A 26,155-nucleotide genomic window follows, 5' to 3' on the forward strand; every position below is an offset into this window, starting at 1 on the left:
ACGATGACACGTACCGTTCTCGTGCTCACCGCCCTGGAGGACGTGACAGCGGACTGGGTCATCGCCGCGCTGAACGAGCGCGAGGTGCCGGTGGTGAGGGCCGACCCGGCCGACATCGGCCGACGGCTGACCTTCGGGTTCCGCCTCGGGGCCGGTGAGCCCGCCTGGAGCGGGCCGCTGCGTACGGAGAGCCGGGAGGTGGACCTCGGGGAGATCGGAGCCGTCTACTACCGACGCCCCACCCCCTACCTGGACCGGTTCGGAGAGCTGCCGCGACAGCAGCGGCGATTCGCGGCGGCCGAGGCCAGGCACGGGCTCGGAGGTGTCCTGCGGAGTCTCCGTTCCGTTCGGTACGTCAGCCACCCGGCGGCTGTGGCCCGCGCGGAGTTCAAGCCGGGGCAGCTGCAAACCTTCGCCGAGCTGGGGTTACGGATTCCGGCGACGCTCGTCACCAACGATGACGTGGCGGCGCGGGAGTTCGCCGAGGAGCAGCCGTCCGTCGTCTGCAAGACCTTTCGCGGGCTGCCGCCCGGGGAGGACGGCCGCGCGGGTGCGATCTGGACTCAGCGTGTTCACTCGGAGGACTTCGACGACTCGCTTGCGGTGACGGCTCATCTGTTCCAGGCCGAGGTTCCGAAAAGCAGCGACGTACGGATCACCGTGGTCGGCCGGCGCGTCTTCGCCCAGCGGATCACTGCCCCGCGGGGTGCCGTCGACTGGCGGTGCGGGAACTGGGACGACCTGGTCCACGCGCCCGTCGCCGTACCCCCGGTCGTCGAGACCGCCCTGCACGGCTATCTGGCCGCCTCCGGCCTGGCTTTCGGGTGCTTCGACTTCGCGCTCACAGGTGACGGAAGTGATCCGGAGGACTGGTACGCGATCGAGTGCAATCCCAACGGTCAGTGGGGCTGGCTTCCGGACGCCCCCGCGATCACTGAGGCCTTCGCCGACATTCTGAGCACGGAAGGAAACGGCAGCTCATGACTCTGCCCACAGACCTCGACAATGACGCGGGGGCGCTGCGCGCGGCGATGGTGAAGGACCTCACCGAGGCCGGGGAACCGGTCCACCCGGACTGGCTCGCGGCCGCGGGGGAGGTGCCCCGCCACGCCTTCGTGCCCGGCTTCTACCTCCCGGCGGACGAACCGGACGTACACGGGCTGACGGTGTGGGAGCCGGTGACGTCCAAGCTCGACTACGGACGCTGGCTCGCGGCCTCGTACTCGGACACCACGCTGGTCACCCAGTTCGACGGGGAAGAGACCGACTGGGAGCAGCCGGCCGTACGGCACGGAGGAGCGCCCACGTCGTCGTCGACGCTCCCCTCGCTCGTGCTGCGTATGTGGTCGGACGCCGATGTCCGCGAGGGGCACACGGTCCTGGAGGTCGGGACGGGCACCGGGTACTCCACGGCGCTGGCCTGTGAACGGCTGGGCTCGTCCCACGTGACCAGCGTCGAGGTCGACGCCGCGAGGCTGGCGGGAGCGGCCGACGCCCTGTACGGCTGTGGCTACACACCGACGCTCGCCCGGGCCGACGGGCGGTACGGATACTGGCCCGAGGCCTGGTTCGACCGGGTCGTGGCCGCCTGCTCGTTGCGGTCCGTGCCGCCCGCTCTGCTCCGGCAGGTCCGCCCCGGCGGGAAGGTCCTGCTCCCCCTGTCGGGCTGGCTCTACGGCAGCGCCCGCGTCCTGCTCACCGTCGCCGGGGACGGGACCGCAGAGGGGCCCCTGCTGCCGGGGGCCGTCTCCTTCATGCCCGCCCGGACCGATGCGGCACCGGCGTACGGGAATCCGGCGGACTGGGTCGCGGGGCTCGGCGAGGAGCGGTCCCGGTTCGCGCGGCACGCGCCGGAGCGGCTCACGGCTGCGGCCGAGGAGGCCTTCCACCTGCGGTTCCTCGCCCAGAGTGCCGTACCGGACGCGCAGATGGTCACCCTCGACGGGGCGCTGCACCTCATCGACGTGGTCTCCGGATCCGCCGCCACGCTCACGCCCGAGGGTGGGGACTGGAGGGTCCGGGAAGGCGGTCCGCTCAAGTTGTGGAGTCGGGTCGAGTACTTCATCGACGCCTTCGACGCCGCGGGACGGCCCGGGCCGGAGACGTACACCCTGCGGGTGGACGGCGACGGGCAACGGCTGCTGCACGCACAGGTGCCGCGGCTGCGACTGCCCCGAGGGTACTGATCGGCAGGGAAGCGCCCCGCACAGAGCCAGGAGTTCGGGAGCTCGGGGACTCGGGGCTCACGTGCGGGCCGCTCGCTGGGTGCGGGCGCCGTCAGACCGCGGTCAGGTCGAACGTGCCCGTGCCGTCCTGCCTGCCGCTGGAGTACTGGCGAATGAACTCCCCGTCCGCGTACCGGTCGTAGCCCATCATGGAGCCGGTGTACTTGTTCTGCACACCGATCTTCGGGCTGCCGGGTACGTCGCGGTAGACATAGAACCGCTGGAGGTCGTCCTCCGCGCAGGGGACCGTCATCAGGACCGCCCGCTCGGTGGACGCGTTCTGCTCGGCGATGGTCGCGCAACCGCCGTTGCCCCAGTTCCACAGGGACGCCTCGATGACCCCGTCGCGCTCCGTCACGTTGCACAGGCGCCAGTTGTCCAGGTGGGCGCTGAAGATCGACGAGGGGCGCAGCCGGACGCCGTCGGCCGCCAGGAGCGGGGCGCCCCAGGACAGGGGCTTGCCGGGTACGGCGATCTTGTAGGCCTCGGCCGAGCAGTCGAGGGCGGCCCGCGCGCTGTGCGCGGTGGCCGTGGGCTGTTCGGCGGAGGTGCCGGTGGCGGGAGCCGGGTCCGGGGCGGGGCGGGCCTGCTTCTGCTGCGCCGCCGGCGCGGCCGCGCCCGCCGGGTGGTCCGCCTTCGCGGCCGCCGAGCCGCAGTCGAGGAGGGCCTGCGCCTTGGCCATGATGCTGTCGGCGGGCACGCTGTCCTCGCAGCGCACCGCGCCTTCCTCAAGGGTCGTGAAGGTGGTGAAGCTGCCGCCGCCGGGCCCCTCGGTCCACTCCAGCGCCCAGCTGCCGTCGTCCTGTTGGGCGCGGTTGCAGTTGAGGCTTCCGTAGGTGCCGGTGACCTTCTTGGTGCCCTTGTAGAAACCGTAGTAGCCCGGCTGGGTCAGGTTCCAGGTGACCGAACTCGACTCGTTGCTGGTGGAGGTGTACTCGAGCTGCACGTCCAGACCGACGGTCGCCTTGACGCTGCTGAGCGCCTCTACCGCGAAACTGGTCTCGATCGTGTCGTTGAGGCCGACGGAGACCTTGATGACCGTCGTGGTGTCGGTGCTGACGGTCTGCTCACCGGTGGTGCCCTCGGTGACGTGCCAGCCCTTGAAGTGGGTGATCGTCGGCGACACTTCGGTGGTCTTGATGTACGGGTGGCGCGTGCCGAGGCCGGCCGCCGTACAGCTGTCGCCGGGCCGGGGCGCCGTCGTGTCGGTGGGTGCCGCGGCGGCCGGTGTGGCGGCAAGGCTCAGGGCGGTGACCGCCCCGGCCGCCGCGGTGGCGGTCACCGCCATGAGTGATCTGCCGATGCGGCTGATGGGTCGTGCGAAGCGCGTCATTGACTGTTCCCCCCTGGTCGAGTGGGTCGGGTCGGGGGTGAATGTAGCGGCCACACAGAGTGGTGGTGTGAGGCCCGAACTGGCCACGAATGATCACGGAGGGGCTTGTTCCGCAGGCGCGTGCACACACTCATCGGCGTACCGAAGTCAACCTGAAGAGTTGCAGGACCAGGTCGGCACGCCCTCCCCCTAGCTTGGCCGAGGACAGGAACGACCCATCCTCAAGGGGGAGTGACATGATGAGCAGGCTTCGTCGGCTGGCCGGCACCGCCGCTGCGGCCGCGGTCGTGACCGGAACGATGGGCGCGTCACCCGCCGCTGCCGCCGCCACGCCAGAACTGCCGGCCGCCGTCCAGGGCATGTGCAGCGGCACGGCCACCGACCGGGTCGAGGTCGTCGTCGACAAGGGGTACATCAGGACTGGTTACTACCAGTCGACCTCCGTGGTGAAGACCGTGTACCGGGGTGCTTCGCTGGCCTTCTTCGACAGCGTCAGGAACAAGTACGGAAACGAGTGGTTCAAGGTCCAGTACTCCAACCGCACCAACGACTGGTGCGGCTGGATCTACACGGGCTCCGTCTGGTGGGAGGACTGAGCTTCTCCAGCCTTGCGGCTCCGGGGCGTGTCCGGGTTCCCGGCCGCGACGCGTCCCCCACCGTCCCCCGGGAGTTTCCCCGCCGCACCTCTCCCGTTGGCCGCGCACCGCTACCTTCGCCTCGCCCGGTCCTGCGCAGGAGAGGTATGTCCCCATGAGCACCCCGGTCCATCACCCCTCGCCCCGGCCGTCCGTGGCCACGCCGGCGTCGGCCAGGCAGCGTCGGCAAGGGGGCGGGAGGCGGGCCGGGAGTGCGTCCGGGACCTCGGCGGAGACTGCCTTTCTCCAGTTCCAGTCCGCCGTCGGCAACCGGGCCGCGTCCGCCACTGTGCAGCGCGTCAGGAACGCGACGGCGGAACGGGCTCCGGAGTCCACCGTGTCGTCCCGGCCGGGCACCCCGGACAGCTTCGTGACGGCGATGAGCGCCCCGGAGAGCTTCGTGACGGCGCCGGAGCCGGAGGCGGACGGCGCCGCCGCCGGGGCGAGGCCGGTGGACGACCTGGCCAAGCGGGCCGCCGAGCTGATGGACCGGTTCAAGAAGAACCTCGATCCCGTGGACAACGCCGTCAAGGGCGCCCAGGCCCCCACCAGCGCCGGTCTCGGCCAGGCGGCCACCGCCTCGGGCAACGGAGCCCTCAAGCACGACGCCGCCGCCTCGGGCACCTCCGCCGGAGCGTGGAACCTCCTCACCGAGGTCACCGGCGTCGTGGTCAACGCGTACGACTCGCTCAAGAACCTGAGGGACGCCAAGCGGAACCGGACCGGGGCCGCACACCACACGGCGAGCAGGAAGGGGAAGACTAAGGGGGCGGACGCGGTCGTCGGCACGGCCAGTTCGGGCGGGTACGGCGCCGCCGTCGCCAAGGAGGCGACCAAGGTCCAGGGGGCGGCGGACGCCGCGACCGCCGCCGAGGTGAGCGGCGTCTTCAGTGCCGTCACCGGCCTGTGGAAGGGCGCCAGGGCCGCGGGCAAGGTCGGGGGCGCGACCCGCAAGTACAAGAGGATCAAGCGGCTCGGGGATCCGGGCGCCGTGCACGCGGAGTTGCTGGGCCGGCTGCAGGAGGAGGCGAACCGGGCCGAGCAGCGGGTCGACGAGGCCTTCGAGCGGCTGAACGCCATCAGGGAGGCCGGCCAGGGGCGCCCGCCCAGGGAGTGGTACCCGGCCGCGGAGGCCGCTTTCGACGCCCTGCGGGAGGAGTACGAGCGCGCCGGCCGCGCCACGGCCGCCCACCAGCGCGCCGTGCAGGACACCGAAACCCTGGGCGAGACGCAGAAGTACGCGAAGAAGAAGCAGGTCGCCAAGATCGGCAAGGAGACGGTGGGCGGCGTGGTGGGCGAACCCGCCAAGGCCGCGGGCGGCATCGTGGCGGCGGTGACCGCGGCGGGGGTGCTGGGAAGCAACCCGGGCGGCTGGATCGCCGCCGCGGTCGGGGCCGGTCTCATCCTCGGCGTCGCCGGTTACAAGGCGGGTCGCGCGGTCACCAAGCGCTACGAAGAGGCCCGGCACCCCGAGCGCTGGGCGGCGGAGGACGAGGGGCCGGTGGAGGCCAAGTCACGGACGGACTCGCTGAAGCACTCGCTGAAGGTCTGGAAGAAGGTGTCCAAGGGCGAACGCCAGGCCATGGCGCGCAAGATCTACAAACTGGCGGCGGGACCCGGCGTCCCCGGGAGCGCCGACACCACGCCCGAGCTGCGGCAGTCCGCCCGGGAACTGCTCGTCGCGCTCAAGGCGGGCCCCGAGCAGCACAAGCTGGCCCCGGAGGCGTGGGCGGCGACCCTCGACGACCCGCAGCGGAAGGCCGCCTGGGTCAAGGAGATCGCGGAGCAGCTGGCCTCCGGGTGATCCGGGAAGGGGCGAGGAGCGGCGGGGTCGTCCGTCCCGGGCGCCACCTACCAGGCGTGGCCTTACGTTCCAACTCCCTTTTCAGCCATAAGGGTTCCTCGGTCATCAGCGCATTTTTCGCGTCAAACCCACGGCGGTTACGCGCCATGGTCACGAGGGCGACACGACCCTTGAGCGCATCGTGAGCACAAACGGTATGGTCCCTTTCCGTACGTCGAACGCCGGTCGCGGATACGGGAGTTCGAGGCGGGTCGGGATGGTGCGCGGTCCTGTTCCGCTTCGAGTCCGCGTCGTCGTCGCCCCTCTGCTCGTACCGGTCCGCTCGTACCGGCCCTCGCGTGTTCCTTGGAGATCCATGTCGTGCGCCCTCGCCGTCGTCCGCGTCGCCGACTCCGCGGCACGTGGTGGCCATGGGAGACACCGGTCCGCTGCGGCCTGTTGAGAGCCCGGTCGTCATCGGGCCGCCCCGGCGCCTCACCTCTTCGCGCCGTCCGGCCCCGGCCGCCCTCGCCCACACCGACGGCTTCCCATCCGTGAGGACCTGATGACTGAACTGATAGTGACCGCCACCGCCGTGCTGGCGGTGGCCGGAGTCGGGGTCGCGTGGTACTTCCGGCGCCAGTACGGGCAGGCCCGGCGCCGGGCCGAGCAGCTGCGCGAGCACGCCGACCGGCTCACCCTGCAACTCGTCGCGGCCGAGCAGTGCGTGGGGCACCTCACGGCCACCGTGATCCCGGCGGCGGTGAAGGGCGGGCGCGGTGGTGAGGGCGCCGAGGGCGTGCCGCTGCCCGTGCCGGCGCAGCTCGACGGGACACCGCTCGCCGAGCGGCTGCGGGCCGTGCCCGGCGCGCTGGCCTCGGCGGTGGGGGACCTGCGGACGCAGGAGCGGACCGCCGCCGAACGGGCCGCGGCCCACGCCGCCGACCAGGTACGGCAGGACGCCGAGCGGCAGATCGCACAGGTGCGGCACGAGTCGGTCGGCGTGGCCCGGGCCGCCGTGCGCGGCTTCGCCAACAACATCGTGGCCCGGTCGGCGAGGCTGGGCCGGGCCGTCAGCCAGGGCGTACGGCGGCACATCTCGGACGAGGCCTACGCGACGCTCGTGGAGATCGACCACCTCGCGCAGCAGATGCTGCTCACGGCGTCCGGGTACTCCGTGCTCGCCGGGGACAAGCTGTCCCGGCGCTGGCCCGCCACCACGTTGACGGACATCGTGCGCGCGGCCATGGGCCGGATCGAGGGGTACGAGCGGGTCAAGCACCCCGAGATGGGGTCGGTGGTCGTCGAGGGCCGCGCGGTGGAGGCGGTCGTGCACGCGCTCGCCGTGCTGCTGGACAACGCGCTGCGCTACTCGCCGCCCGCCGCCAGTGTCCACGTGTCGCTGGAGCAGGGGCACCACGCCTGCTTCCTGATCGTGGACGACGCCGGCCTGCGCATGGACGACGAGCGGCTGATGTGGGCCAGCGACGTGATGTCCGGCGAGCAGCGCGACGACATCACCCGGCTGGGCGCCCATCCGCAGACCGGGCTGCGGGTGGCGTCGCTGCTGGCGGAGAACTACGGCTTCCGCGTCGAGCTGACCGCGCCGAACATCTACCAGGGAACCCGGGCCATGGTCGTCCTGCCGAAGAAGCTCCTCGTCGATCCGGCGGCGGCCCAGACGCCGCCCAGGGCCGCCGCCCCACCGGCTCCGGCGGCCGAGGCGGCTCCGGCCGCACTGCCGGCTCAGGCGGTGGCCGCGTCTCCCGCCGCGCCGGCCGTCACCGCCGCGCCGGACGCGGCCACCGCGCCCGCCGCCGCCCCGGTGACCGCCGCCGCGGGCAGCTCCGCGGCCCCGTCCGGCGGAGCCGCCCCCTCCACCACCCCCTCGACCACCACGGCCAGCGGGCTGACCGTCCGCCGCCGCTCCACCGCTCCCGCCCCCGCGCGCCGCACCGCCGCCCCGGACGACACCGAGCCCGGCCGCCCCTCCGTCGCCGCGGCCTGGGCGGCCGGCTCCCGCCGCGGCCGGGAGGGGGAGGAGGGGGAGCCCTCGCGGGCCTCCGCCGACGCCGCCCACGACGCCGACCGGACCCCCCGCACAACCTCCCGAACCGCCGCCCACGACGCCGCAGACGACGAAGGACACTGATCGTGCAAGACACACACACCAACAGCCTGGGCTGGCTCCTGGACCAGGAACTCGGCAGCGTCGAGGGCGTCCGGTACGCCGTGCTGATGAGCAGCGACGGGCTGCTGAAGGCCCGTACCGAGACGATCGGCCAGGACGACGGGGAGAAGTTCGCCGCGCTGACGGCGGCGCTGCGCGCGGCGGGCAAGGCCTGGGACGAGTTCACCGGCGGTGCGGGGATGCGGCAGCTGCTGATCGAGTCGGTCGGCTGTATCGGCCTGACGACCACCGCGGCGAAGAACACCATGCTCTCGGTGTGCACGACCGGCCCGGACGCCGACGTCGGGCTGATCTCCCACCACATGGTGCGGCTCGCCACCCGGGTGGGGCACGAGCTGGCCACCGAGGAGCGGGTGCCGGTCCGGGAGCGCGTCCAGGAGCGCCTGCCGGTCGCGGAAGGCGGCTCACCGGCATGAGCGGGCCGCGGCGCGACCCCGACATGGTCAGGCCCTACGTCAGGACCGGGGGCCAGGTCCGCGCGCGCGACGACGTGCGCCTGGAGAGCGTGGTCGTCGCCGCGAACGGTCCCACGGACACCCTCGGCCCGGACGCCCGCCGGGTGATGCGGCTGTTCGCCGGCGCCCGGGGCGGCCTGGCCGTCGCCGACATCGCCGCCGCGCTGGAGCTGCCGCCCTCCACGGTGCGCATCCTCGTCTCCGCGCTGATGGACTCCGGCCACCTCTCCAGCCCGGTCGCCGCGCTCGACGACCAGCCCGACTTCGACCTGCTGCAGGAGGTACTCCGTGGACTTCGCTCCATGGTCTGACGGATCCGACCGGGGCGACCGGTCCGGCCGGGGTGACCGGGGCGACCGCTCCGATCGGCCCGACGGGGCGGCGGCCCCGTCCGTCACCTACGTTCCGGCCTCGGTGACCCGGTCGGCCAAGATCGTGGTGGCGGGGGGCTTCGGCGTCGGCAAGACGACGTTCATCGGCAGCGTCTCCGAAGTACGGCCGCTGCGGATGGAGGAGCCGATCACGCAGATCAGCGCCGGTGTGGACGACCTGCGCGGCACCCCGCACAAGACGACGACCACCGTGGCGATGGACTTCGGCCGCATCCACATGGCCGGCGGCCGGATCGCGCTGTACCTGTTCGGGCTGCCGGGGCAGTCCCGTTTCCAGCCGCTGTGGGAGGACCTGGCCGAGGGCGCCCTCGGCTGTCTCGTCCTGGCCGACACCCGCGACCTCGACGCCTCCCACGACGCCCTCGGGCTGCTGGACGGCGCGGGAATCCCGTACGCCGTCGCCATCAACACCTTCCCCGGCGCCCCGGGTTACCCCGAGGCCGAGCTGCGCGAGGCGCTGGCCCTCGAACCGGCCACCCCGCTCACGTACTGCGACGCCCGTGACCGCACGTCCTCCCTGCACGCCCTGATCACGCTCACCGAGTACCTCACCGAGCACCGTTCAGCCGCCCTCCTGGAGTCCCGCCGATGACGTTGCCTTCCGCCGAGCCCGCACCGGACGGCTCGCCGGGCCGTGTCGCCCTGTACGCGCCGGAGTTCGCCGCCGACCCGCACGCCGCCTACCGGCGCATGCGCCGCACCCACGGCCCGCTGGTCCCCGTCGACCTGGCGCCCGGCGTCCCCGCGACCCTCGTGATCGGCTACTACCAGGCCCGCCGCATCCTCAACGACCCGCTGCACTTCCCGGCCGACCCCCGCGCCTGGGAGAAACTGATCCCGGCGACCTGCCCGGTCCGGCCGATGATGGAGTGGCGGCCCAACGCGCTGCGCTCGGGCGGCGCCGAGCACGCCCGCTACCGGTCGGCGAACACCCACGCCATCGACAAGGTCGACCAGCACGGGCTGCGCGCCCTGGTCGAGAAGGTCGCCGACGGTGCCATCGACGGGTTCCGTACGGCCGGGTCGGCGGACCTGCTGACCCAGTACTCGTTCCCCATCGCCTTCCGGGTGCTGAGCGCGCTGCTGGGCTGCCCCGACGAGATCGGGCAGCGCATCGCCGACGGCATGGCGAAGATCTTCGACACCACCAACGCCGAGCAGGGCAACCTGATCCTCGCACAGGCCGTGTCCGACCTGGTGGCCCTGCGCCGGCGCGACCCCGGCGACGACATCACGTCCCGGCTGGCCCTGCACCCCGCCGAACTGAGCGACGAGGAGATGAGCCATCAGCTCGTCACGCTGTACGGCGCGGGGATCGAGCCGCTGACCAACCTGATCAGCAACACGATCCTGAAGATCCTCACCGACGACGACTTCTCCGCCGATCTGCACGCCGGGCTGTCCACGGTGCGCGACGCGCTCGACGCCGTCCTCTACACCGACCCGCCGATGGCGAACTACTGCATCTCCTATCCCCCGTACCCCATCGACGTGGAGGGCGTACTGCTCCCGGCCGACCAGCCGGTCGTGATCTCGATGGCGGCGGCCAACAACGACCCGGCCCTCACCGAGGGCGTGCCCGAGGGTCAGCACGGCGGCAACCGCGCCCACCTCGCCTGGAGCACCGGCCCGCACACCTGCCCCGCCCGCTCGCACGCCTACCTCATCGCCGAGGCCGCGGTCACGCACCTCCTGGACGCGCTCCCGGAGACCGACCTCGCCCGTCCCCTCTCCGAACTGACGTGGCGCCCCGGCCCGTTCCACCGTGCCCTGGAATCCCTGCCCGTCACCTTCCCCGTCACCTCCGCAGCCGCACCGCACGTCACGCACCCCGCCGCACACTAAGGAGCCAGGCCATGGCGATCCAGCAGCCCGCCCTCGTCCTCGACCCGACCGGCGCCGGTCACCACGCCGAGCACCGCGCCCTGCGCGACCGCGGCCCGGCGACACTGGTGGACGTCCTCGGGGTCCAGGCCTGGTCGGTCAGCGATCCCGCCCTCCTCAAACAGCTCCTCACCAGCCCCGACGTCTCCAAGGACGCCCGCGCGCACTGGCCGGCCTTCGGCGAGGTGGTCGGCACCTGGCCGCTGGCCCTGTGGGTGGCGGTGGAGAACATGTTCACCGCGTACGGGCCCGACCACCGCAAGCTGCGCCGGCTGGTGGCGCCCGCGTTCAGCGCCCGTCGCGTCGAGGCGATGCGTCCGGCCGTCGAGTCGATGGTGACCGGGCTCGTCGACCGGCTCGCAAAACTGCCCGCCGGCGAACCGGTCGACCTGCGGCAGGAGCTGGCCTACCCGCTGCCCATCGCGGTGATCGGCCACCTGATGGGCGTGCCCGAGGAGCGGCGGGAGGGCTTCCGCGCCCTCGTGGACGGTGTCTTCGACACCACGCTGGACCAGGCCGAGGCGCAGACCAACACCATGCGCCTGTACGAGGTCCTGGACCAGCTCATCGCCGCCAAGCGCGCCACCCCGGGCGACGACATGACGTCCCTGCTCATCGCCGCGCGGGACGACGAGGGGGACGGCGACCGCCTCTCCCCCGAGGAGCTGCGCGACACCCTGCTGCTGATGATCAGCGCCGGTTACGAGACCACCGTCAACGTCATCGACCAGGCCGCGTACACCCTGCTGACCCGCCCCGACCAGCTGGAGCTGGTCCGCAAGGGCGAGGTCACCTGGGGGGACGTGGTGGAGGAGACGCTGCGGCACGAACCGGCCGTCAAGCACCTGCCGCTGCGGTACGCCGTCACGGACATCCCCCTGCCGGACGGGCGGACCATCGCCCGCGGGGAGGCCATCCTCGCCTCGTACGCCGCCGCCAACCGCCACCCGGACTGGCACCAGGACGCCGACACCTTCGACGCCACCCGCACGGTCAAGGAGCACCTGGCCTTCGGCCACGGCGTCCACTTCTGCCTGGGCGCGCCGCTGGCCCGCATGGAGGTGACCCTCGCGCTGGAGAGCCTCTTCGGCCGCTTCCCGGACATCCGCCTCGCCGATCCGGCGGAGGAACTGCCGCCCGTGCCGTCCCTGATCAGCAACGGTCACCAGCGGCTCCCGGTCCTGCTGCACGCCGGCTGAGCGGCGAGCGGGCAGGACCGGGCCAAAGAGCAGGAGGGCCGGGGGGGTTCAGCCGAACATCCCCGGCTCGTAGTCGCCCGCCGGGTTCTGGAGCATGACGTTCAGCCGGTTGTACGTGTTGATCACGGCGATCAGTCCGACCAGGGCCGCGAGCTGGTCCTCGTCGTAGTGCTTCGCCGCCTCCGCCCACGCCTCGTCGGTGACGCCGCCGGCGGCGTCGGCGATGCGGGTGCCCTGCTCGGTCAGCTCCAGGGCGGCGCGCTCGGCGTCGGTGAAGACCTTGGCCTCCCGCCACGCCGCGATCAGGTTGAGGCGCAGCGAGGTCTCGCCCGCCTTCGCGGCGTCCTTGGTGTGCATGTCGAGGCAGAAGCCGCAGCCGTTGATCTGGCTGGCGCGGATCTTCACCAGCTCCTGCGTCGCGTGCGGCAGCGTCGAGTCCGCCAGGACCTTGCCCGCCGAGTTGATGTGGCGCACGAGCTTGCCCGCGATCGGGTTGGCGAACATGTTGAGACGCGCTTCCATGGTGACTTCCTCCGTGTCGGTCATCGGTGGGCGTACACAGCTACGACGGAGCGCGGCGGCGGGATGTGACAGGCCCGGGAGCAAACGGATGTGACCTGCGTCTCACGCGTTCCGGGTCGGCCGGGACAGCAGCCGGAGCAGGGCCGTCGTCACCTCGGCCGGGCGCTCCTCCATCACCCAGTGGCCGGTGCCGGGCAGCATCGTCAGCTCGGCGCCGGGGATCGTGCCGGCCAGTTCCGTCGCGATCGCCGGGCTGAGGTACTGGTCCGCGCGGCCCCAGACGACCGCCGTCGGGCATGCGACGGCGGCCAGGTCCCGGCGCAGGCCGGGGCGGGAGGGGGTGCGGTAGTCGGCGAAGTAGTGGAGCAGCCAGCGGCGGCCCTCCGGCGTGTCCATCCAGTCGAGGTAGCCGCGCAGGAGGTCCGGGGTGAGGTGACCCGCGCGGACCAGCGGGGCGAGAGTACGGCGGTGGATGGCGGCGCAGGGCAGGCGCAGCGCCGCCGGGCGGAGGACGGGCGTCCGGGCGACTGCGCCGGTCAGGGTGAAGACGGCGTACCAGCGGCGGTTGAACGTGGCGTGGGCGCGGCTGTTGAGGAGGGCCAGCCGGCGTACGCGCCCGGGGTGGCGCTGGGCGAAGCCCAGGGAGAGGAAGCCGCCGTAGTCGTGGCCCGCCAGGTTCACCGAGTCCAGTTCCAGGGCGTCCAGCAGCCGGCCGAGGCGGGCGACCTCGGTGTCGTAGTCGAAGGACAGGCGCAGGGGACGCTCGGACCGTCCCCAGCCGAGGAGGTCGGGGGTGATGACCCGGTGGCGGCGCGACAGGGGCGGGACCTGGTGGCGCCAGCAGCGGTGGTCGGCGGGGTAGCCGTGCAGGAGGACGACCGGTTCGGCGTCGGGCGGTCCCGACTCCCAGCAGGCCACGCGGGCGCCGTCCACCGCGACCGACCGGGGGCGGGGCGGGGACTGGTGGTCCGTGCCCGGGCTCTGCCTGCTCATCGCGCTTCCGGCTCCTTCACCGCTCGCCGATCACCGTGCGTCGAATTCCCTGACTGTGCGTGTACCCCGGAGTGTCGGGGGCAGCGCACGCGGTTCGGCCGGTGGAGGGGTGCGCCGTGGGTACGACCCGCGGCGTGCCGGCCGTCCGGCGGGGATTAGCCTCGGCCGGAGCGGTTCTTTGTGGCAGGAGGCGGTGCGGAGATGGTGCAGGTTCCCAGCGCGGTGGTCGCCGCGGGCGGTCTGGTCGGCGGGTACGGCGTGGCCCGGTGGACGAAGAAGCGGGAGCTGGGCGGGGCCGTGCTGGCCGTCGCGGGCGCCGCCGCCGCGCGGCAGTGGCGGGCGCGGGCCGGCGGGAGGGCCGCGGGTGCGCTGACGGCGGCGTACGTCGCCGGTTTCGCCGGGTCCCACCCGCTGGCCAGGAAGGTGGGCGCCTGGCCGTCCGTCCTCGGTGTGGCCGGTGCCGTGGCGCTGGCCTCCTGGGCGGTCGCCGACAGGAAGGCCTGAGCGCCCGTCCCGGGCGGGCTCAGTTCCGGTGGTGGGTCAGTACGTTGACCACCCGGCCGGTCGGGTCCCGGACGAAGAAGCGGCGGACGCCCCACTCCTCGTCCTTCAGCTCCCGTACGATCTCCGCGCCCGACGCGGTCACCCGCGCGTACACCGCGTCCACGTCCTCGACCTCCACGCTGAGGTCGGGGACGAGGGGCGCGGTGCGTTCCTCGGTGAACAGGCTGATCTGCGCGGTGGGGTTGGACGGGGAGGCCAGCGTCGTCACCCAGCCCATGTCCATGACCTCCTCGAAGCCCAGCAGGCCGTAGAAGTCACGGCTCGTGTGCAGCTGTTCCTCGTCCTCGACCTGGATGTCGGGCACGATCCTGCGAATGGTCATGTGCGGCTCCTCCCCGCCGAGTCGGCCGGCTAGTCCGCGGAACCCGCCCGTGCCACCGACAGCGGTTCCGCGATGTCCTCCAGGGAACGGCGCTCCGCCTTCACCGCCAGGAACGCCGCGACCAGACCCGCCGCGCACATCAGCCCGGCGCCGATCTGGAAGGCCAGCACCGTGTCGCCGACCACGCCGGACTCGGTGAGGTCGGCGAAGAGCAGCGGGCCGCTGATGCCGCCGGCGGCGGTGCCGAGGGCGTAGAAGAAGGCGATGGCCATGGCGCGGGTCTCCATGGGGAAGACCTCGGACACCGTCAGGTAGGCGCTGGAGGCGCCCGCGGAGGCGAAGAACAGCACCACGCACCAGCAGGCCGTCATCGTCGAGGCCGTGAGCGAGCCCTGGTCGAAGAGCCATGCGGTGCCGAAGAGCAGGATGCCCGACAGCAGGTAGGTGCCCGAGATCATGATCCGGCGGCCGACGGTGTCGAAGAGGCGGCCGAGCAGGAGCGGGCCCATGAAGTTGCCGGCGGCGATGACGGCGAAGTAGTAGCCGGTGGAGCCGGTCGGCACGTCGAAGAAGGTGATGAGGATGGTGCCGAAACCGAAGGTGATCGCGTTGTAGAGGAAGGCCTGGCCGATGAAGAGGGACAGGCCGAGGACGGCGCGGCGCGGGTAGCGGCGGAAGACGGTTTTGGCGATCAGGCCGAAGCCGACGCTCTTGCGCTGGTGGATGGTGATCTCACCGGCCGGGGGCGGCAGCTTCTCGCCCTTCTCCTCCTCGATCTCGCGTTCGACGGAGTCGACGAGTGCGTCGGCCTTCTCCCCGTGGCCGTGGATGAACTGCCAGCGTGGGCTCTCCGGCACGTGCCGCCGCACCAGGAGGATGACCAGGCCGAGGACCACGCCCATGGCGAAGCTGAGCCGCCAGCCGAGGTCCTTGGGGAAGATGTCGGTGTCCAGCATCACGATGGACAGCAGCGAGCCGCCGATCGCGCCGAGCCAGTAGCTGCCGTTGATGATCAGGTCGACCCGGCCGCGGTACTGGGACGGGATCAGCTCGTCGATCGCGGAGTTGATGGCCGCGTACTCGCCGCCGATGCCGAAGCCGGTGAGGAAGCGGAAGAGGAAGAACCACCAGGACTCGAAGGAGAGCGCCGTCAGCGCGGTCGCCGCCAGGTAGACGGCCAGCGTCGCGATGAACAGCTTCTTGCGGCCGTAACGGTCGGTCAGCCAGCCGAAGAACAGGGCCCCGGAGCAGGCACCCGCCACATAGAGGGCGGCGGCGAGACCGGTGATCTGGGCGGCGCTGATGTCCAGGCCGCTGCCTTCCTCGGCGATGCGTCCGGCGACGTTGCCGACGATCGTGACTTCCAGGCCGTCCAGGATCCAGACGGTGCCCAGGCCGATCACGATCATCCAGTGCCATCGCGACCAGGGCAGGCGGTCCAGGCGGGCGGGGACGGCCGTGGTGACGGTGCCGGTGGAGGCGGCCCCCGAGGCCGACGACGAATCTGCTGTCATGGCTCCCTCTCCGTCGAGCGAACGCCTCCCGTGTGCCCTGCACCCGGGGAGAACACGCCCGCCGCGCCGGGAGGCCGCAGGGCCGCACGCGGCGGCCCTACGCCCCCAGGATGCGGGAGACCGTGTAGATCAGCAGCCCGGCCAGGGAGCCGACCACCGTGCCGTTGATGCGGATGAACTGGAGGTCGCGGCCGATGTTCGCCTCGATCTTCTTCGTGGTGTGCTCGGCGTCCCAGCTCGCCACCGTGTCGGTGATCAGGGAGGTGATCTCCTTGCGGTAGGTGGTGACCACGTACACCGCGGCGCCCTCCACCCACGCGTCGACCTTGCCCTGGACCCTGGTGTCGGAGGCCATCCGGGCGCCCAGCGACAGCAGCGAGGCCCTCACCCGCATGCGCAGCTCGCTGCGCTCGTCCTCCGCCGCCGAGACGATCATGGCCCGTACGGCCGTCCAGGCGGACGCGATCAGGTCCTGGACCTCGCCGCGCCCCAGCACCTCGGTCTTCAGCCGCTCCACGCGCGCGCGGGTCTCGGTGTCGGACTGGAGGTCGGAGGCGAAGTCGGTGAGGAAGCGGTCGAGGGCGCCGCGCGCCGGGTGGGCCGGCATGTCGCGCATCTCGGTGACGAAGCGCAGCAGCTCCTTGTAGACGCGCTCGCCGACCCGCTTGTCCACGAACCGGGGCGTCCATCCGGGTGCCCCGCCCTGCACGGCGTCCATCACGGAGTCACCGTGCAGGATCAGCCAGTCGTGGGCGCGGGAGACGATCAGGTCGACGGCGCGCTTGTGGCCGCCGTCGGCGACGACGCGGTCCAGCATCTTGCCGATGCCGGGGGCGATCTCCTGGGCGTCGGCCCGGCGGGTGATCGCCTCGCCGACCACCGCCTGCACGTCGGAGTCACGCAGCACGGTCAGCGCGCCGCGCAGGGCGGCGGCCAGCTCGGCCGTCACCCGGTCGGCGTGCTCGGGCACGGCGAGCCAGGCGCCGAGCCGGCTGCCGATGCCGACGGCGCGCAGCCGCTGCCGTACGACGTCCTCGGAGAGGAAGTTCTCGCCGACGAACTCGCCCAGCGAGACGCCCAGCTGGTCCTTCTTCTTGGGGATGATCGCGGTGTGCGGGATGGGGATGCCGAGCGGGTGGCGGAAGAGCGCCGTGACGGCGAACCAGTCGGCGAGCGCGCCGACCATGCCGGCCTCGGCGGCGGCGGAGACGTAGCCCGCCCAGGCGCCCGCGCCCCGGTGGGAGGCCCATTCGGCGAGGACGTAGACCACGGCGACGAACAGCAGCAGGCCGGTGGCGGTGAGCTTCATGCGGCGCACGCCGCGCCGCTTCTCCTCGTCGGCCGCGCTGAAGGACGTCATCGCGCGGTCCCGGGCCGCGCCGGGAGCGGTACCGTTCCCGCTCCCCCTGACGCTCCCGGTATCGCCGGGTCCGTCCGGAAGTTCCGCTTTCGTGCGTTCCATCCACTCCACCGTTCGCCGATCCGCCCCGCACACATTGTCCCTTCCTGACCGACTCCTGGAACGGAACACAAGTTCCCGGCGTCTGTCCGGGAGGGGAACGCCCGGGGGTCGTACGGCATTTCCCCGACCCATGCCGCATCATGGGTATATCGGACCGGAGCCTCGGGCTCCCCTCGCCCGAGGAGAACAGCACAGCATGACCCGGGGTCGTGACGGAGGTGCGGGGGCGCCTCCCGCCAAGTACCGTGCCCTGCTCGCCGCGATCGTCACGCTGATAGTGGCGATCTCCGCGGCCATATACGCCTCGGTGTCGGCCGACGGCGGCGCCGGGGACCGCACGCCCCTCGCCGGCGGCCCCGCCCCGCGCGGCGACGCCGCTCCCGCCTCCGCCGGCACCTGGGTCGGCGCCTGGTCCGCCTCCCCGGCGGCGGCCGAACCGCGCACCGAGACCACCGGCATGGCGGGCCGCTCGGTACGCAACGTCGTGCACGCCGGCGTCAGCGGAACGAGCGCGCGGATCACCCTGTCCAACCTCTACGGGCAGTCCCCGCTGACCATCACGCACGCGACCATCGCCCTGTCGGCCGGCCCCGACAGCGCCGCCGCGCTCGCCGACACCATGCGCCGGCTCTCCTTCGGCGGCAGCCCCCGGGTCGTCATCCCGGCCGGCGGGCGGGTGATGAGCGACATCGCCCGCCTCGCCGTCCCCTACGGCGCGGACGTCCTGGTCACCACGTACTCCCCCGTGCCGTCCGGCCCGGTCACCCACCACCCGCGCGCCCAGCAGATCAGCTACCTCGCCGACGGGGAGCACACCGCGGACGTCACCGCCGTCGCGTACACGGCCGAGACGCGGGTCTGGCGGTACCTGACCGCCCTGGACGTGCTCAGCCACGAGGCCGACGGCACGGTCGTCGCCCTCGGCGACTCGATCACCGACGGCTTCGGCTCGGACACGAACGCCAACAACCGCTGGACCGACACCCTCGCCGAGCGGCTCCACGAGGCGGCCGGCAACGGGCGGGACGCGCCCCGCTACAGCGTCGTCAACCAGGGCATCAGCGGCAACCGCATCCTGACCAGCCGGGCGGGCCGGCCCGCCGACAACCCCAGCGCCCTCAGCCGGTTCGAGCGGGACGTACTGGGCCGCACCAACGTCAAGGCCGTGGTCATCGTCCTCGGCGTCAACGACATCCTGCACAGCCCCGAACTCGCCGACCGCGAGGGCATCCTCGACGGCCTGCGCACCATGGTCGACCAGGCGCACGGCCGGGGACTGAAGGTCATCGGCGCGACGATCATGCCGTTCGGTGGGCACGGCGGCTACACGAAGGCCCGCGAGAACATGCGGCAGCAGATCAACGAGGAGATCCGCTCCGGCCGCGTGTTCGACGCGGTCGTCGACTTCGACAAGGCGCTGCGCGACCCCTACGACCCGCGCCGGCTGCGCTCCGACTACGACAGCGGCGACCACCTGCACCCCAGCGACAAGGGGTACCAGCGCATGGGCCGGGTCCTCGACCTGGACGACCTGAAGGGCGCGGCACCGGTCCAGCTGTGACCGGCGCCGTCACGGACGCGGGGCGCGTCCGCGACCGGGCTGCGTGCGGGGCGCCCGGCGAATTGCCGTACCCCACGCCCAACACGCCGGCGTCGCACGTGACGCCTTGCCCGCCGCCCGGTTCGCCGGCCTTGGCACCCGGCGACGGACCCGGCCGGGAGGACCGGGCCCACCCCGCCGGCCGCATGTCACATTCGGCACCCCGGGCGGGCAGTCCTGCCGGCCACCCCACCGGCCGCACCCCGCACTGTCCCGGCCACCCACCGGCCGCCGACCCGGCACCCAGCCGCCGCGCGCAGCCCTGCCGCCGACGCCGCCGCCCGAAACCCACACCGGCCCCGCTCCGGCCCGGCGGGCAACGCCCCGCTCAGCCCTCGCGGCAACCCACCACTGCCGACCCCGCACCCGGCGACGCACGATGCTGCCCGCCGACGCCGCGTGCCCAAACCCGCACCGGACCCCGCCTCGGCCCTCCCGCCGGCAGCGCCCCGCTCAGTCCTCGCCCCGCCTGCGCCGGTCCCGTTCCTCGCGGCGCAGCTCGCGCTGCTCGCGGCGTTCGTCGCGGTGCTCGCGGAGCATGTCCCGGTGTCCGTCCAGCATCCGGCGGTGGCTCTCGGCCACGTCGTCGCGGGACGAGGCGCGCAGTTCCTGCCGGGCGGCGCGGCGCTCCAGCTTCTCCTGCCGGCGCTCCTCCCTGATCCGCAGCTTCTCCGCCCGGGTCAGCTTGCGCCGGACACCGACGCCGCCCCAGAACGCGAAACCCGTCACGATCACCCGCGGGGCGCCCGGGTCGCCCGGCACACCGGACTCCCGGTGGTCGAAGTCGCCCATGACGCCGACGCCCCGCACGATCACCTCGACGCCCGGCGGCACGATCACGTCGATCCCGCCCATGACCGCCACGCAGTTGATCACGACCTCGCCGTCCGCGAAGAGCGCCTCGCGCAGGTCGATCTCCCCGCCGCCCCAGAAGGCGAAGGAGTTGAAGCGGCGCGGCACGGTCCAGCGGCCCTTGCGCTGGAACCCGGACATCACCGCCACCGCCCACGACGACGAACCCTCGCCACCGGTGATCCGGCCCGCCCACTCCCCGGCGGCCGCCGGTTCCTTCGTCATCGACACCTTGGGCGCCGCGACCGCCGTACCGACCGGCAGATCACGGGTGATCGGCGCCAGCTCCCCGTACGTCCGCGCGCTGTACGTGGCGTCCAGCCGCTCCTCGAACTCGCTCATGTCCAGGCGCCCCTCGGCGAGGGCGTCCCGCAGGACCTCGGCGACTCGTTCACGGTCGGCGTCGGATGCGCGCAGCTCCGGGGCGTCGTCGGTCATGTACAGCAGCCTACGAGGTCGCCGCGCCGGAAACTACGCGCTCGAGCGTTCCGCGTACATCTTCGCGATCACCGATTCGATGTCCGGCTCCCGCACCGACAGGTCCACCAGCGGGTACCGGGCCGCGACCGCCGCCACCAGCCCCGCCGCCGACGCCGACGCCGGGAACGCCAGCCACTGCCGCGGCCCCTCCACCCTCACGACCCGCGCGGGCGCCGGCGCCTCGATCGGCGGCAACTCCCGTTCCAGGTCCACCACCAGGGTCCTCTCGCTCTCCCCCGCCTCGTGCAGCCCGGCGAGCGGACCGTCGTACATCAGCCGCCCGTGGTCGATGACCATCACCCGCGAGCAGAGCTGCTCGATGTCCTGGAGGTCGTGCGTGGTCAGCAGGACCGTCGTGCCGCGCTCCGCGTTCAGGTCCCGCAGAAAGCCCCGCACCTTGGACTTCGACACCACGTCCAGGCCGATCGTCGGCTCGTCCAGGTACAGCACGTCGGGGTCGTGCAGCAGCGCCGCCGCGATGTCGCCGCGCATCCGCTGCCCCAGCGAGAGCTGCCGCACCGGCACGTCCAGCAGCTCGCCCAGCTGGAGGAGGTCCACGCAGCGGTCCAGGTTCTCCCGGTAACGGGCGTCCGGGATGCGGTACATGCGGTGCATCAGCCGGTAGGAGTCGATCAGCGGCAGGTCCCACCACAGCGTCGTGCGCTGCCCGAAGACCACCCCGATGCGGTGCGCCAGCCGGGTCCGTTCACGGGACGGGTCGATGCCCGCCACCCGCAGCCGGCCGCCGCTCGGGGTGAGGATGCCGGTCAGCATCTTGATCGTCGTCGACTTCCCGGCGCCGTTCGGCCCGATGTAGCCGACCACCTCCCCGCGCGCCACGGTGAACGACAGCCCGTCCACCGCCCGCACCTGCCGCCGCTCCCGCTTCAGGAACCCCGTCTTCTTGCGCACGTCGAAGACCTTCTCGACGCCGTCCAGCTCGATGAAAGCCGCAGGCACGGGCTCCGTGGTGTCCGCCTCGGCCATCGTTTCCGACCCGCCCATCTCGCTCAGCTCCCTGTACTCCGGTAAGAACGAAGCCCCGCCCGCCACGCCAGGCCCGCCAGCGCCCCGCAGGCCACGGCCACCAGCGGTGGCGTGAACGCCACCCAGCCGGGCAGGTCCAGCGGGTACGGCCGGTCCAGCACGAAGCACGCCGGCAGCCAGTTGACGAAGGCCAGCGGCACCACGAACGTCACCCCCCGCACCAGGTCGAGCGCGAACACCGTCGGCGGGTACTGCAGCATCGTCGTGCCGCCGTACGTGAAGGCGTTCGCCACCTCCGACGCGTCCTGCGCCACGAACTGGAACGCCCCCGCCGCCACGAACACCGCCGCGAAGATCCCCGCCCCGCCCAGCAGCATCACCGGCATCAGCAGCAGCTTCGCCGCCGTCCAGTCGATGTCCACGACCACCAGCGCGTACCCCAGCACCAGCAGCCCCTGCGTCACCCGTCCCAGGCGCCGCAGCGCGAACCGGTCAGCCGCCACCTGCGCCAGCACCGGCGCCGGACGCACCAGCAGCGTGTCCAGCGTCCCGTCCCGCACCCGGCGCCCCAGCCGGTCCATCGACCCGATCGCCAGGTCGGCCAGCCCGAAGGAGACCCCCGACAGCCCGTACAGCAACGCCACCTCGCCCAGCGACCAGCCGCCCAGCACGTCCACGCGGGAGAACATCAGCAGGATCGCCACGAAGTCCAGCGCGGTCATCGCGAAGTTCCCGAACGTCGTCAGCGCGAACGACGTCCGGTACGCCATCGTCGACCGGATCCACATCGCCGCGATCAGCCGGTACGCCCGCAGCCCCTCGACGACCCGCCCGCGCGGCTCCGCCCTGACGGCCGCGCCCCTCGCCTCCACCGTCTCAGCCACCCTGCACCACCACCCGCCGCGTCGCCGCCGACTGCACCAGCCGCCCCACCGCCAGCAGCGCCACCGCCCACGCCGCCTGGAACACGAACGTCCCCAGCGGCGCCGCCTCCCCCAGCAGCACGTCCGCCGGCGCCTGCAGCAGCGACGACCACGGCAGCGCCCGTACGACTTCGCCCAGCGCACCGGGGAACACGTTCAGCGGCAGCAGCATCCCCGAGCAGAACAGCCCCGCGATCCACGCCATGTGCAGCACCCCCGTGCCGTCCATCAGCCAGAACGCCGACAGAGCCACCAGATAGCGCAGCGCGAAGCTCACCAGCGCCCCCAGCCCCACCGCCACCAGGAAGGCCGCCCACGTGGACACCTCCCGCGGCAGCGCCACCGGGAAGAACAGCGAACCGAACGCGAACGGCAGCACCCCCCGCCCCAGCAGCTGGAACACCGCCCGCCCCGCGTCCGCCGCCAGCCACCACAGCTGCAGATCCGCCGGCCGGTACAGGTCCACCGCGATGTCACCCGTTCGGATGCGCTCCATCAACTCGTCCTCGAACCCGCCGCCGCCGATCGCCAGCGCCGCCAGCAACGCCTGCCCGAGCCACACGAACGTCACGGCCTGCGCCTGGTCGTATCCGCCGAGCTGCGGCTTCTCGTCCCACAGGGCCAGATAGGTGTACACGAGGATCAACCCGAAGACCGTGTTGGTGAACACCCCGGCGGCGGTGGCCGCCCGATACGTCGCGTAACGTCGGAATCCGCCCGCCGCGACGGCCGCGTACAGCCGCCCCGAGCCCACGCCCACAGCCCTCCCCCTCCGACCGGCACCAAAGCGCAGGAGCCTAGTGCGACGGCACGAGCCCGTGCCACGGAATTTCACGGGTGTGCCGTCGAGTGGGAACGGAACGGGCGGTGCGAGAGTCTTCTTCTGAGGACCTCGGACGACGCAGAGAGCCTCAGAGGGCCTCAGGCGACGCCAGAGGGCGCCAGAGGGCGCAGAGGCGTACAAGGCCGTACGAGACCAGACGGTACGACGCGAAGACCATTACCACGCGAAAAACGTACGATGCGAAAACCGTACGACGTGAAACAGGAGTCCGTGCACGAGATGAGCGACGAGCCGCAGCCGCAGCCGCAGACCCCGGGCTGGGCGTCCCGAGAGTCACTGGCGGCCGGCGGCCCACAAGCCGCCGGACCGGAGGGCACGGGCAGGACGAAGAAGCCCAAGCGGCCCAAGCGGACCGGATGGCGCCGGCTGATCCCGACCTGGCGCATGGTCGTCGGCACCTTCGTCGTCGGCGTCCTGCTGCTGGTCGGCGGCTTCTTCCTCGGCTACTCCCTGGTCAAGATCCCCGCCGCCAACGCCCTCGCCACCGAACAGGCCAACGTCTACCTGTACGCCGACGGCAGTGTCATCGCCCGCGACGGCGAGGTCAACCGGGAGAGCGTCGGCCTCGCCCGCATCTCCAAGGACGCCCAGCACGCCGTCCTGGCCGCCGAGGACCGCGACTTCTACACCGAGTCCGCCATCGACCCCGCGGCCATGGTCCGCGCCGGCTGGAACACCGCCACCGGCAAGGGCAAGCAGTCCGGCTCCACCATCACCCAGCAGTACGTCAAGAACTACTACCTGGCCCAGGAACAGACCATCACCCGCAAGGTGAAGGAGTTCTTCATCTCGATCAAGCTCGACCGCGAGAAGAGCAAGGACGAGATCCTCGAGGGCTACCTCAACACCAGCTTCTTCGGCCGCGGCGCCTACGGCATCCAGGCCGCCGCCCAGGCGTACTACGGCGTCGACGCCAAGGACCTCACCGCCGCCCAGGGCGCCTACCTCGCCTCCCTCCTCAACGCACCCAGCCAGTACGACGTCGTCGCCCACCCCGAGAACCGGCCCGCCGCCGAGGCCCGCTGGAACTACGTCCTCGACGGCATGGTCAAGGAGGACTGGCTCACCCCGGCCGAACGCGCCGCCCAGAAGTTCCCCGTGCCCAAGGAGTCCACGATCTCCACCGGCATGTCCGGGCAGCGCGGCTACATCGTCAACATCGTCAAGGACTACCTGATCAGCAACGAGATCGTCGACGAGGAGGAACTCGACCGCGGCGGCTACCGCATCACCACCACCCTCCACAAGGACAAGCAGGACGCCTTCGTGAAGGCCGTCGACGACAAGCTCATGTCCCGGCTGGACAAGAAGGAACGCAAGGTCGACACCTACGTCCGCGCCGGCGGCGCCTCGGTCGACCCCAAGACCGGCAAGGTCGTCGCGATGTACAACGGCATCGACTACGTCAAGCAGTACACGCCCAACGCCACCCGCCGCGACTTCCAGGTCGGCTCCACCTTCAAGCCGTTCGTGTTCACCTCCGCCGTCGAGAACCACTCCGAGACCCAGGACGGCCGCACCATCAACCCGAACACGATCTACGACGGCACCAGCGAACGCCCCGTCCAGGGCTGGAGCGGCGGCCGCTACGCCCCCGAGAACGAGGACCACCGCGACTACGGCGACGTCACCGTCCGCGAGGCCACCGACAAGTCCGTGAACGCCGTGTACGCCCAGATGGCCGTCGACGTCGGCTCCGACAAGGTCATGCAGACCGCGATCGACCTCGGCCTCTCCAAGAACACCCCCGAGCTCACCCCCTCCCCCTCCATCGCCCTCGGCGTGGCCACCGCCAGCCCCCTCGACATGGCCGAGGCCTACGCCACCCTCGCCAACCACGGCAGGCACGGCACGTACACGCTGGTCGAGAAGGTCATGAAGGACGGCAAGCACGAGGTCGACCTGCCCGGACGGCGCGAACACCAGGCCGTCAGCCGCGAGGCCGCCGACACCACCACCTCCGTCCTGCGCAGCGTCGTCCAGAACGGCACCGCCACCGCCGCGCAGGCCGCGGGCCGCCCCGCCGCCGGCAAGACCGGCACCGCCGAGGAGGACACGGCCGCCTGGTTCGCCGGCTACACCCCCGAGCTCGCCACCGTCGTCGCGGTGATGGGCCAGGACCCGGAGACCGCCGCCCACAAGTCCCTGTACGGCGCGATGGGCCTGCCCCGCATCAACGGCGGCGGGGCGCCCGCCGAGATCTGGGGCCAGTACACCCGCGAGGCCCTGGAGGGCGAACCGGTCTCCTCCTTCGACCTGCGGCTCCAGACCGGCGCCGACGTCACCGCGGCCCCCACCGCCGACTCCTCCGACGAACCGGGCGGCGGCGAGGAGAGCGGCACCGGCGCCCCGGACGACGAGTCGAGCGGCGACGAGGACACCGGCACCGAGACGCCGGGCGGATCGACCAGCACCCCGCCCGGCGACACCGGCGGCGACGGCGACACCTCGACCGGCGGTCCCGCCACGGGCGGCCCCAGCACCGAACCCGGCCCCACGGGCGGCGCCGGCGGCGGCGAGGACGACTCCTCGGGCGGCGGCACCACCGAGGGCGGCGACGGCGGGGACACCACCGGCGCCGGCGGCGGTGGGGACTCCGACACCGGGACGATCGCCGGACTCCCCACCCACCCGCGACGCGGAGGTCAGTGACCGGAGGTCGCCTTCAGCCCCACGACGGCGACCAGCAGCAGACAGATGAAGAAGATCCGGGCGGCGGTCACCGGCTCACCCAGCACCACCATGCCGAGCACCGCCGCGCCGGCCGCACCGATGCCCACCCACACGCCGTAGGCGGTACCGATGGGCAACGTACGGGCCGCGTACGACAGCAGCATCATGCTGGCCACGATCCCGGCACCGGTGAACACGCTCGGCCACAGCCGCGTGAAACCGTCGGTGTACTTCATCCCGATCGACCAGCCGACCTCGAGCAGACCGGCGACGAGCAGCAGAACCCACGCCATGACAGGCACCTCCGTGAACGAACTGAACG

The 26,155-nt window shown here is 72.3% G+C and carries 24 protein-coding genes; 13 read left to right on the forward strand and 11 right to left on the reverse strand.

All coding sequences use genetic code 11. The annotated features are described in order from the left end of the window. The first annotated feature begins 3 nt into the window (after positions 1 to 3). Together tgmB and tgmC are read left to right on the forward strand one after the other, a co-directional pair. Entirely contained in the window at positions 4 to 984 is a 981-nt protein-coding gene (gene tgmB, locus ACFW47_RS04475) for an ATP-grasp ribosomal peptide maturase (RefSeq protein WP_386304747.1), read from the forward strand. Next, entirely contained in the window at positions 981 to 2,186 is a 1,206-nt protein-coding gene (gene tgmC / locus ACFW47_RS04480) for an ATP-grasp peptide maturase system methyltransferase (RefSeq protein WP_386286063.1), read from the forward strand. The genes tgmB and tgmC overlap by 4 nt, the downstream gene beginning before the upstream one ends. Positions 2,187 to 2,277: 91 nt before the next feature. Here tgmC and ACFW47_RS04485 read toward each other — a convergent pair whose 3' ends face one another. After that, complete coding sequence (locus tag ACFW47_RS04485; protein ID WP_386304837.1) at positions 2,278 to 3,513, reverse strand: hypothetical protein; 1,236 nt, start codon at positions 3,511 to 3,513, stop codon at positions 2,278 to 2,280. Between the two features lie 284 nt (positions 3,514 to 3,797). Here ACFW47_RS04485 and ACFW47_RS04490 point away from each other — a divergent pair, with 284 nt between their 5' ends. From ACFW47_RS04490 to ACFW47_RS04525, 8 genes are all read left to right on the forward strand, one after another. Further along, positions 3,798 to 4,154 carry a hypothetical protein gene (locus tag ACFW47_RS04490; protein WP_386304749.1) on the forward strand — a complete coding sequence of 119 codons (357 nt, stop codon included), beginning with the start codon at positions 3,798 to 3,800 and terminating at the stop codon, positions 4,152 to 4,154. A 376-nt stretch (positions 4,155 to 4,530) separates the two neighbouring features. Beyond that, a complete protein-coding gene (locus tag ACFW47_RS04495) occupies positions 4,531 to 5,997 on the forward strand; it encodes a hypothetical protein (RefSeq protein ID WP_386304751.1) in 1,467 nt (488 codons plus the stop codon). Positions 5,998 to 6,541: 544 nt separating this feature from the next. After that, positions 6,542 to 8,128 carry an ATP-binding protein gene (locus ACFW47_RS04500; protein WP_386304752.1) on the forward strand — a complete coding sequence of 529 codons (1,587 nt, stop codon included), beginning with the start codon at positions 6,542 to 6,544 and terminating at the stop codon, positions 8,126 to 8,128. A gap of 2 nt (positions 8,129 to 8,130) precedes the next feature. Beyond that, positions 8,131 to 8,583, forward strand: a complete 453-nt coding sequence (locus ACFW47_RS04505; protein ID WP_386286067.1) for a roadblock/LC7 domain-containing protein — start codon at positions 8,131 to 8,133, stop codon at positions 8,581 to 8,583. After that, complete coding sequence (locus ACFW47_RS04510; RefSeq protein ID WP_073723548.1) at positions 8,580 to 8,933, forward strand: DUF742 domain-containing protein; 354 nt, start codon at positions 8,580 to 8,582, stop codon at positions 8,931 to 8,933. The genes ACFW47_RS04505 and ACFW47_RS04510 overlap by 4 nt, the downstream gene beginning before the upstream one ends. Continuing rightward, positions 8,911 to 9,606: an ATP/GTP-binding protein gene (locus tag ACFW47_RS04515; RefSeq protein ID WP_386286068.1), complete on the forward strand. Its 696-nt coding sequence runs from the start codon at positions 8,911 to 8,913 to the stop codon at positions 9,604 to 9,606. The genes ACFW47_RS04510 and ACFW47_RS04515 overlap by 23 nt, the downstream gene beginning before the upstream one ends. After that, on the forward strand, positions 9,603 to 10,859 hold the full coding sequence (locus tag ACFW47_RS04520; RefSeq protein ID WP_386286069.1) for a cytochrome P450: 1,257 nt from the start codon (positions 9,603 to 9,605) through the stop codon (positions 10,857 to 10,859). Before ACFW47_RS04515 ends, ACFW47_RS04520 begins: the two co-directional genes overlap by 4 nt. Before the next feature lie 11 nt (positions 10,860 to 10,870). Beyond that, positions 10,871 to 12,097 (forward strand): cytochrome P450, encoded by a 1,227-nt coding sequence (locus ACFW47_RS04525; RefSeq protein ID WP_386286070.1) that lies wholly within the window; start codon positions 10,871 to 10,873, stop codon positions 12,095 to 12,097. Between the two features lie 48 nt (positions 12,098 to 12,145). Here ACFW47_RS04525 and ACFW47_RS04530 read toward each other — a convergent pair whose 3' ends face one another. Next, positions 12,146 to 12,619, reverse strand: a complete 474-nt coding sequence (locus ACFW47_RS04530) for a carboxymuconolactone decarboxylase family protein (RefSeq protein WP_386286071.1) — start codon at positions 12,617 to 12,619, stop codon at positions 12,146 to 12,148. 102 nt (positions 12,620 to 12,721) lie between these two features. After that, positions 12,722 to 13,612 carry an alpha/beta fold hydrolase gene (locus tag ACFW47_RS04535; protein ID WP_386286072.1) on the reverse strand — a complete coding sequence of 297 codons (891 nt, stop codon included), beginning with the start codon at positions 13,610 to 13,612 and terminating at the stop codon, positions 12,722 to 12,724. Between the two features lie 201 nt (positions 13,613 to 13,813). Between ACFW47_RS04535 and ACFW47_RS04540 the strand changes: the two genes are divergently transcribed. Then, positions 13,814 to 14,116: a hypothetical protein gene (locus tag ACFW47_RS04540; protein ID WP_386286073.1), complete on the forward strand. Its 303-nt coding sequence runs from the start codon at positions 13,814 to 13,816 to the stop codon at positions 14,114 to 14,116. 19 nt (positions 14,117 to 14,135) lie between these two features. Here ACFW47_RS04540 and ACFW47_RS04545 read toward each other — a convergent pair whose 3' ends face one another. The 3 genes from ACFW47_RS04545 to ACFW47_RS04555 all read right to left on the reverse strand — a co-directional run bounded on the left by ACFW47_RS04545 (position 14,136) and on the right by ACFW47_RS04555 (position 17,474). Further along, positions 14,136 to 14,498, reverse strand: coding sequence for a VOC family protein (locus ACFW47_RS04545; protein WP_386304754.1), 363 nt, complete (start codon positions 14,496 to 14,498; stop codon positions 14,136 to 14,138). A 29-nt stretch (positions 14,499 to 14,527) separates the two neighbouring features. Then, positions 14,528 to 16,012: an MFS transporter gene (locus ACFW47_RS04550; RefSeq protein WP_386286075.1), complete on the reverse strand. Its 1,485-nt coding sequence runs from the start codon at positions 16,010 to 16,012 to the stop codon at positions 14,528 to 14,530. 97 nt (positions 16,013 to 16,109) lie between these two features. After that, the gene (locus tag ACFW47_RS04555) at positions 16,110 to 17,474 is read right to left on the reverse strand and encodes a DUF445 domain-containing protein (protein ID WP_386286076.1); all 1,365 of its coding nucleotides are present in this window, start codon (positions 17,472 to 17,474) and stop codon (positions 16,110 to 16,112) included. A 196-nt stretch (positions 17,475 to 17,670) separates the two neighbouring features. On the opposite strand from ACFW47_RS04555, the gene ACFW47_RS04560 reads away from it, so the two are divergent. Beyond that, positions 17,671 to 19,035, forward strand: a complete 1,365-nt coding sequence (locus tag ACFW47_RS04560; RefSeq protein ID WP_386304755.1) for a GDSL-type esterase/lipase family protein — start codon at positions 17,671 to 17,673, stop codon at positions 19,033 to 19,035. Positions 19,036 to 19,527: 492 nt separating this feature from the next. Here the strand turns inward: ACFW47_RS04560 and ACFW47_RS04565 are convergent, their stop codons facing one another. The 4 genes from ACFW47_RS04565 to ACFW47_RS04580 are packed head-to-tail and all read right to left on the reverse strand — an operon-like array spanning position 19,528 to position 23,076. Then, the gene (locus tag ACFW47_RS04565) at positions 19,528 to 20,364 is read right to left on the reverse strand and encodes a DUF1707 domain-containing protein (RefSeq protein WP_386286078.1); all 837 of its coding nucleotides are present in this window, start codon (positions 20,362 to 20,364) and stop codon (positions 19,528 to 19,530) included. A gap of 33 nt (positions 20,365 to 20,397) precedes the next feature. After that, complete coding sequence (locus ACFW47_RS04570) at positions 20,398 to 21,411, reverse strand: ATP-binding cassette domain-containing protein (protein WP_386286079.1); 1,014 nt, start codon at positions 21,409 to 21,411, stop codon at positions 20,398 to 20,400. 5 nt (positions 21,412 to 21,416) lie between these two features. Continuing rightward, positions 21,417 to 22,277, reverse strand: a complete 861-nt coding sequence (locus ACFW47_RS04575) for an ABC transporter permease (protein ID WP_386304757.1) — start codon at positions 22,275 to 22,277, stop codon at positions 21,417 to 21,419. Continuing rightward, positions 22,270 to 23,076, reverse strand: a complete 807-nt coding sequence (locus ACFW47_RS04580; protein ID WP_383285438.1) for an ABC transporter permease — start codon at positions 23,074 to 23,076, stop codon at positions 22,270 to 22,272. Before ACFW47_RS04580 ends, ACFW47_RS04575 begins: the two co-directional genes overlap by 8 nt. A gap of 303 nt (positions 23,077 to 23,379) precedes the next feature. Here ACFW47_RS04580 and ACFW47_RS04585 point away from each other — a divergent pair, with 303 nt between their 5' ends. Further along, positions 23,380 to 25,812 carry a transglycosylase domain-containing protein gene (locus ACFW47_RS04585; RefSeq protein WP_386286123.1) on the forward strand — a complete coding sequence of 811 codons (2,433 nt, stop codon included), beginning with the start codon at positions 23,380 to 23,382 and terminating at the stop codon, positions 25,810 to 25,812. Here the strand turns inward: ACFW47_RS04585 and ACFW47_RS04590 are convergent. Further along, entirely contained in the window at positions 25,806 to 26,126 is a 321-nt protein-coding gene (locus ACFW47_RS04590) for a multidrug efflux SMR transporter (protein WP_217249282.1), read from the reverse strand. The two genes, ACFW47_RS04585 and ACFW47_RS04590, sit on opposite strands and share 7 nt — an antisense overlap. Positions 26,127 to 26,155 lie beyond the last annotated feature (29 nt).

The organism is Streptomyces sp. NPDC058796 (assembly GCF_042745235.1).
GTDB lineage: Bacteria > Actinomycetota > Actinomycetes > Streptomycetales > Streptomycetaceae > Streptomyces.

What these genes read in the sequence shown, in the direction of transcription:
- tgmB (WP_386304747.1), top strand. Translation starts at nt 4, where the DNA reads ATGACACGTACCGTTCTCGTGCTCACCGCCCTGGAGGACGTGACAGCG.
- tgmC (WP_386286063.1), top strand. Translation starts at nt 981, where the DNA reads ATGACTCTGCCCACAGACCTCGACAATGACGCGGGGGCGCTGCGCGCG.
- ACFW47_RS04485 (WP_386304837.1), bottom strand. Translation starts at nt 3,513, where the DNA reads ATGGCGGTGACCGCCACCGCGGCGGCCGGGGCGGTCACCGCCCTGAGC.
- ACFW47_RS04490 (WP_386304749.1), top strand. Translation starts at nt 3,798, where the DNA reads ATGAGCAGGCTTCGTCGGCTGGCCGGCACCGCCGCTGCGGCCGCGGTC.
- ACFW47_RS04500 (WP_386304752.1), top strand. Translation starts at nt 6,542, where the DNA reads ATGACTGAACTGATAGTGACCGCCACCGCCGTGCTGGCGGTGGCCGGA.
- ACFW47_RS04510 (WP_073723548.1), top strand. Translation starts at nt 8,580, where the DNA reads ATGAGCGGGCCGCGGCGCGACCCCGACATGGTCAGGCCCTACGTCAGG.
- ACFW47_RS04520 (WP_386286069.1), top strand. Translation starts at nt 9,603, where the DNA reads ATGACGTTGCCTTCCGCCGAGCCCGCACCGGACGGCTCGCCGGGCCGT.
- ACFW47_RS04525 (WP_386286070.1), top strand. Translation starts at nt 10,871, where the DNA reads ATGGCGATCCAGCAGCCCGCCCTCGTCCTCGACCCGACCGGCGCCGGT.
- ACFW47_RS04530 (WP_386286071.1), bottom strand. Translation starts at nt 12,619, where the DNA reads ATGGAAGCGCGTCTCAACATGTTCGCCAACCCGATCGCGGGCAAGCTC.
- ACFW47_RS04535 (WP_386286072.1), bottom strand. Translation starts at nt 13,612, where the DNA reads ATGAGCAGGCAGAGCCCGGGCACGGACCACCAGTCCCCGCCCCGCCCC.
- ACFW47_RS04540 (WP_386286073.1), top strand. Translation starts at nt 13,814, where the DNA reads ATGGTGCAGGTTCCCAGCGCGGTGGTCGCCGCGGGCGGTCTGGTCGGC.
- ACFW47_RS04545 (WP_386304754.1), bottom strand. Translation starts at nt 14,498, where the DNA reads ATGACCATTCGCAGGATCGTGCCCGACATCCAGGTCGAGGACGAGGAA.
- ACFW47_RS04550 (WP_386286075.1), bottom strand. Translation starts at nt 16,012, where the DNA reads ATGACAGCAGATTCGTCGTCGGCCTCGGGGGCCGCCTCCACCGGCACC.
- ACFW47_RS04555 (WP_386286076.1), bottom strand. Translation starts at nt 17,474, where the DNA reads ATGGAACGCACGAAAGCGGAACTTCCGGACGGACCCGGCGATACCGGG.
- ACFW47_RS04560 (WP_386304755.1), top strand. Translation starts at nt 17,671, where the DNA reads ATGACCCGGGGTCGTGACGGAGGTGCGGGGGCGCCTCCCGCCAAGTAC.
- ACFW47_RS04565 (WP_386286078.1), bottom strand. Translation starts at nt 20,364, where the DNA reads ATGACCGACGACGCCCCGGAGCTGCGCGCATCCGACGCCGACCGTGAA.
- ACFW47_RS04570 (WP_386286079.1), bottom strand. Translation starts at nt 21,411, where the DNA reads ATGGGCGGGTCGGAAACGATGGCCGAGGCGGACACCACGGAGCCCGTG.
- ACFW47_RS04585 (WP_386286123.1), top strand. Translation starts at nt 23,380, where the DNA reads ATGAGCGACGAGCCGCAGCCGCAGCCGCAGACCCCGGGCTGGGCGTCC.
- ACFW47_RS04590 (WP_217249282.1), bottom strand. Translation starts at nt 26,126, where the DNA reads ATGGCGTGGGTTCTGCTGCTCGTCGCCGGTCTGCTCGAGGTCGGCTGG.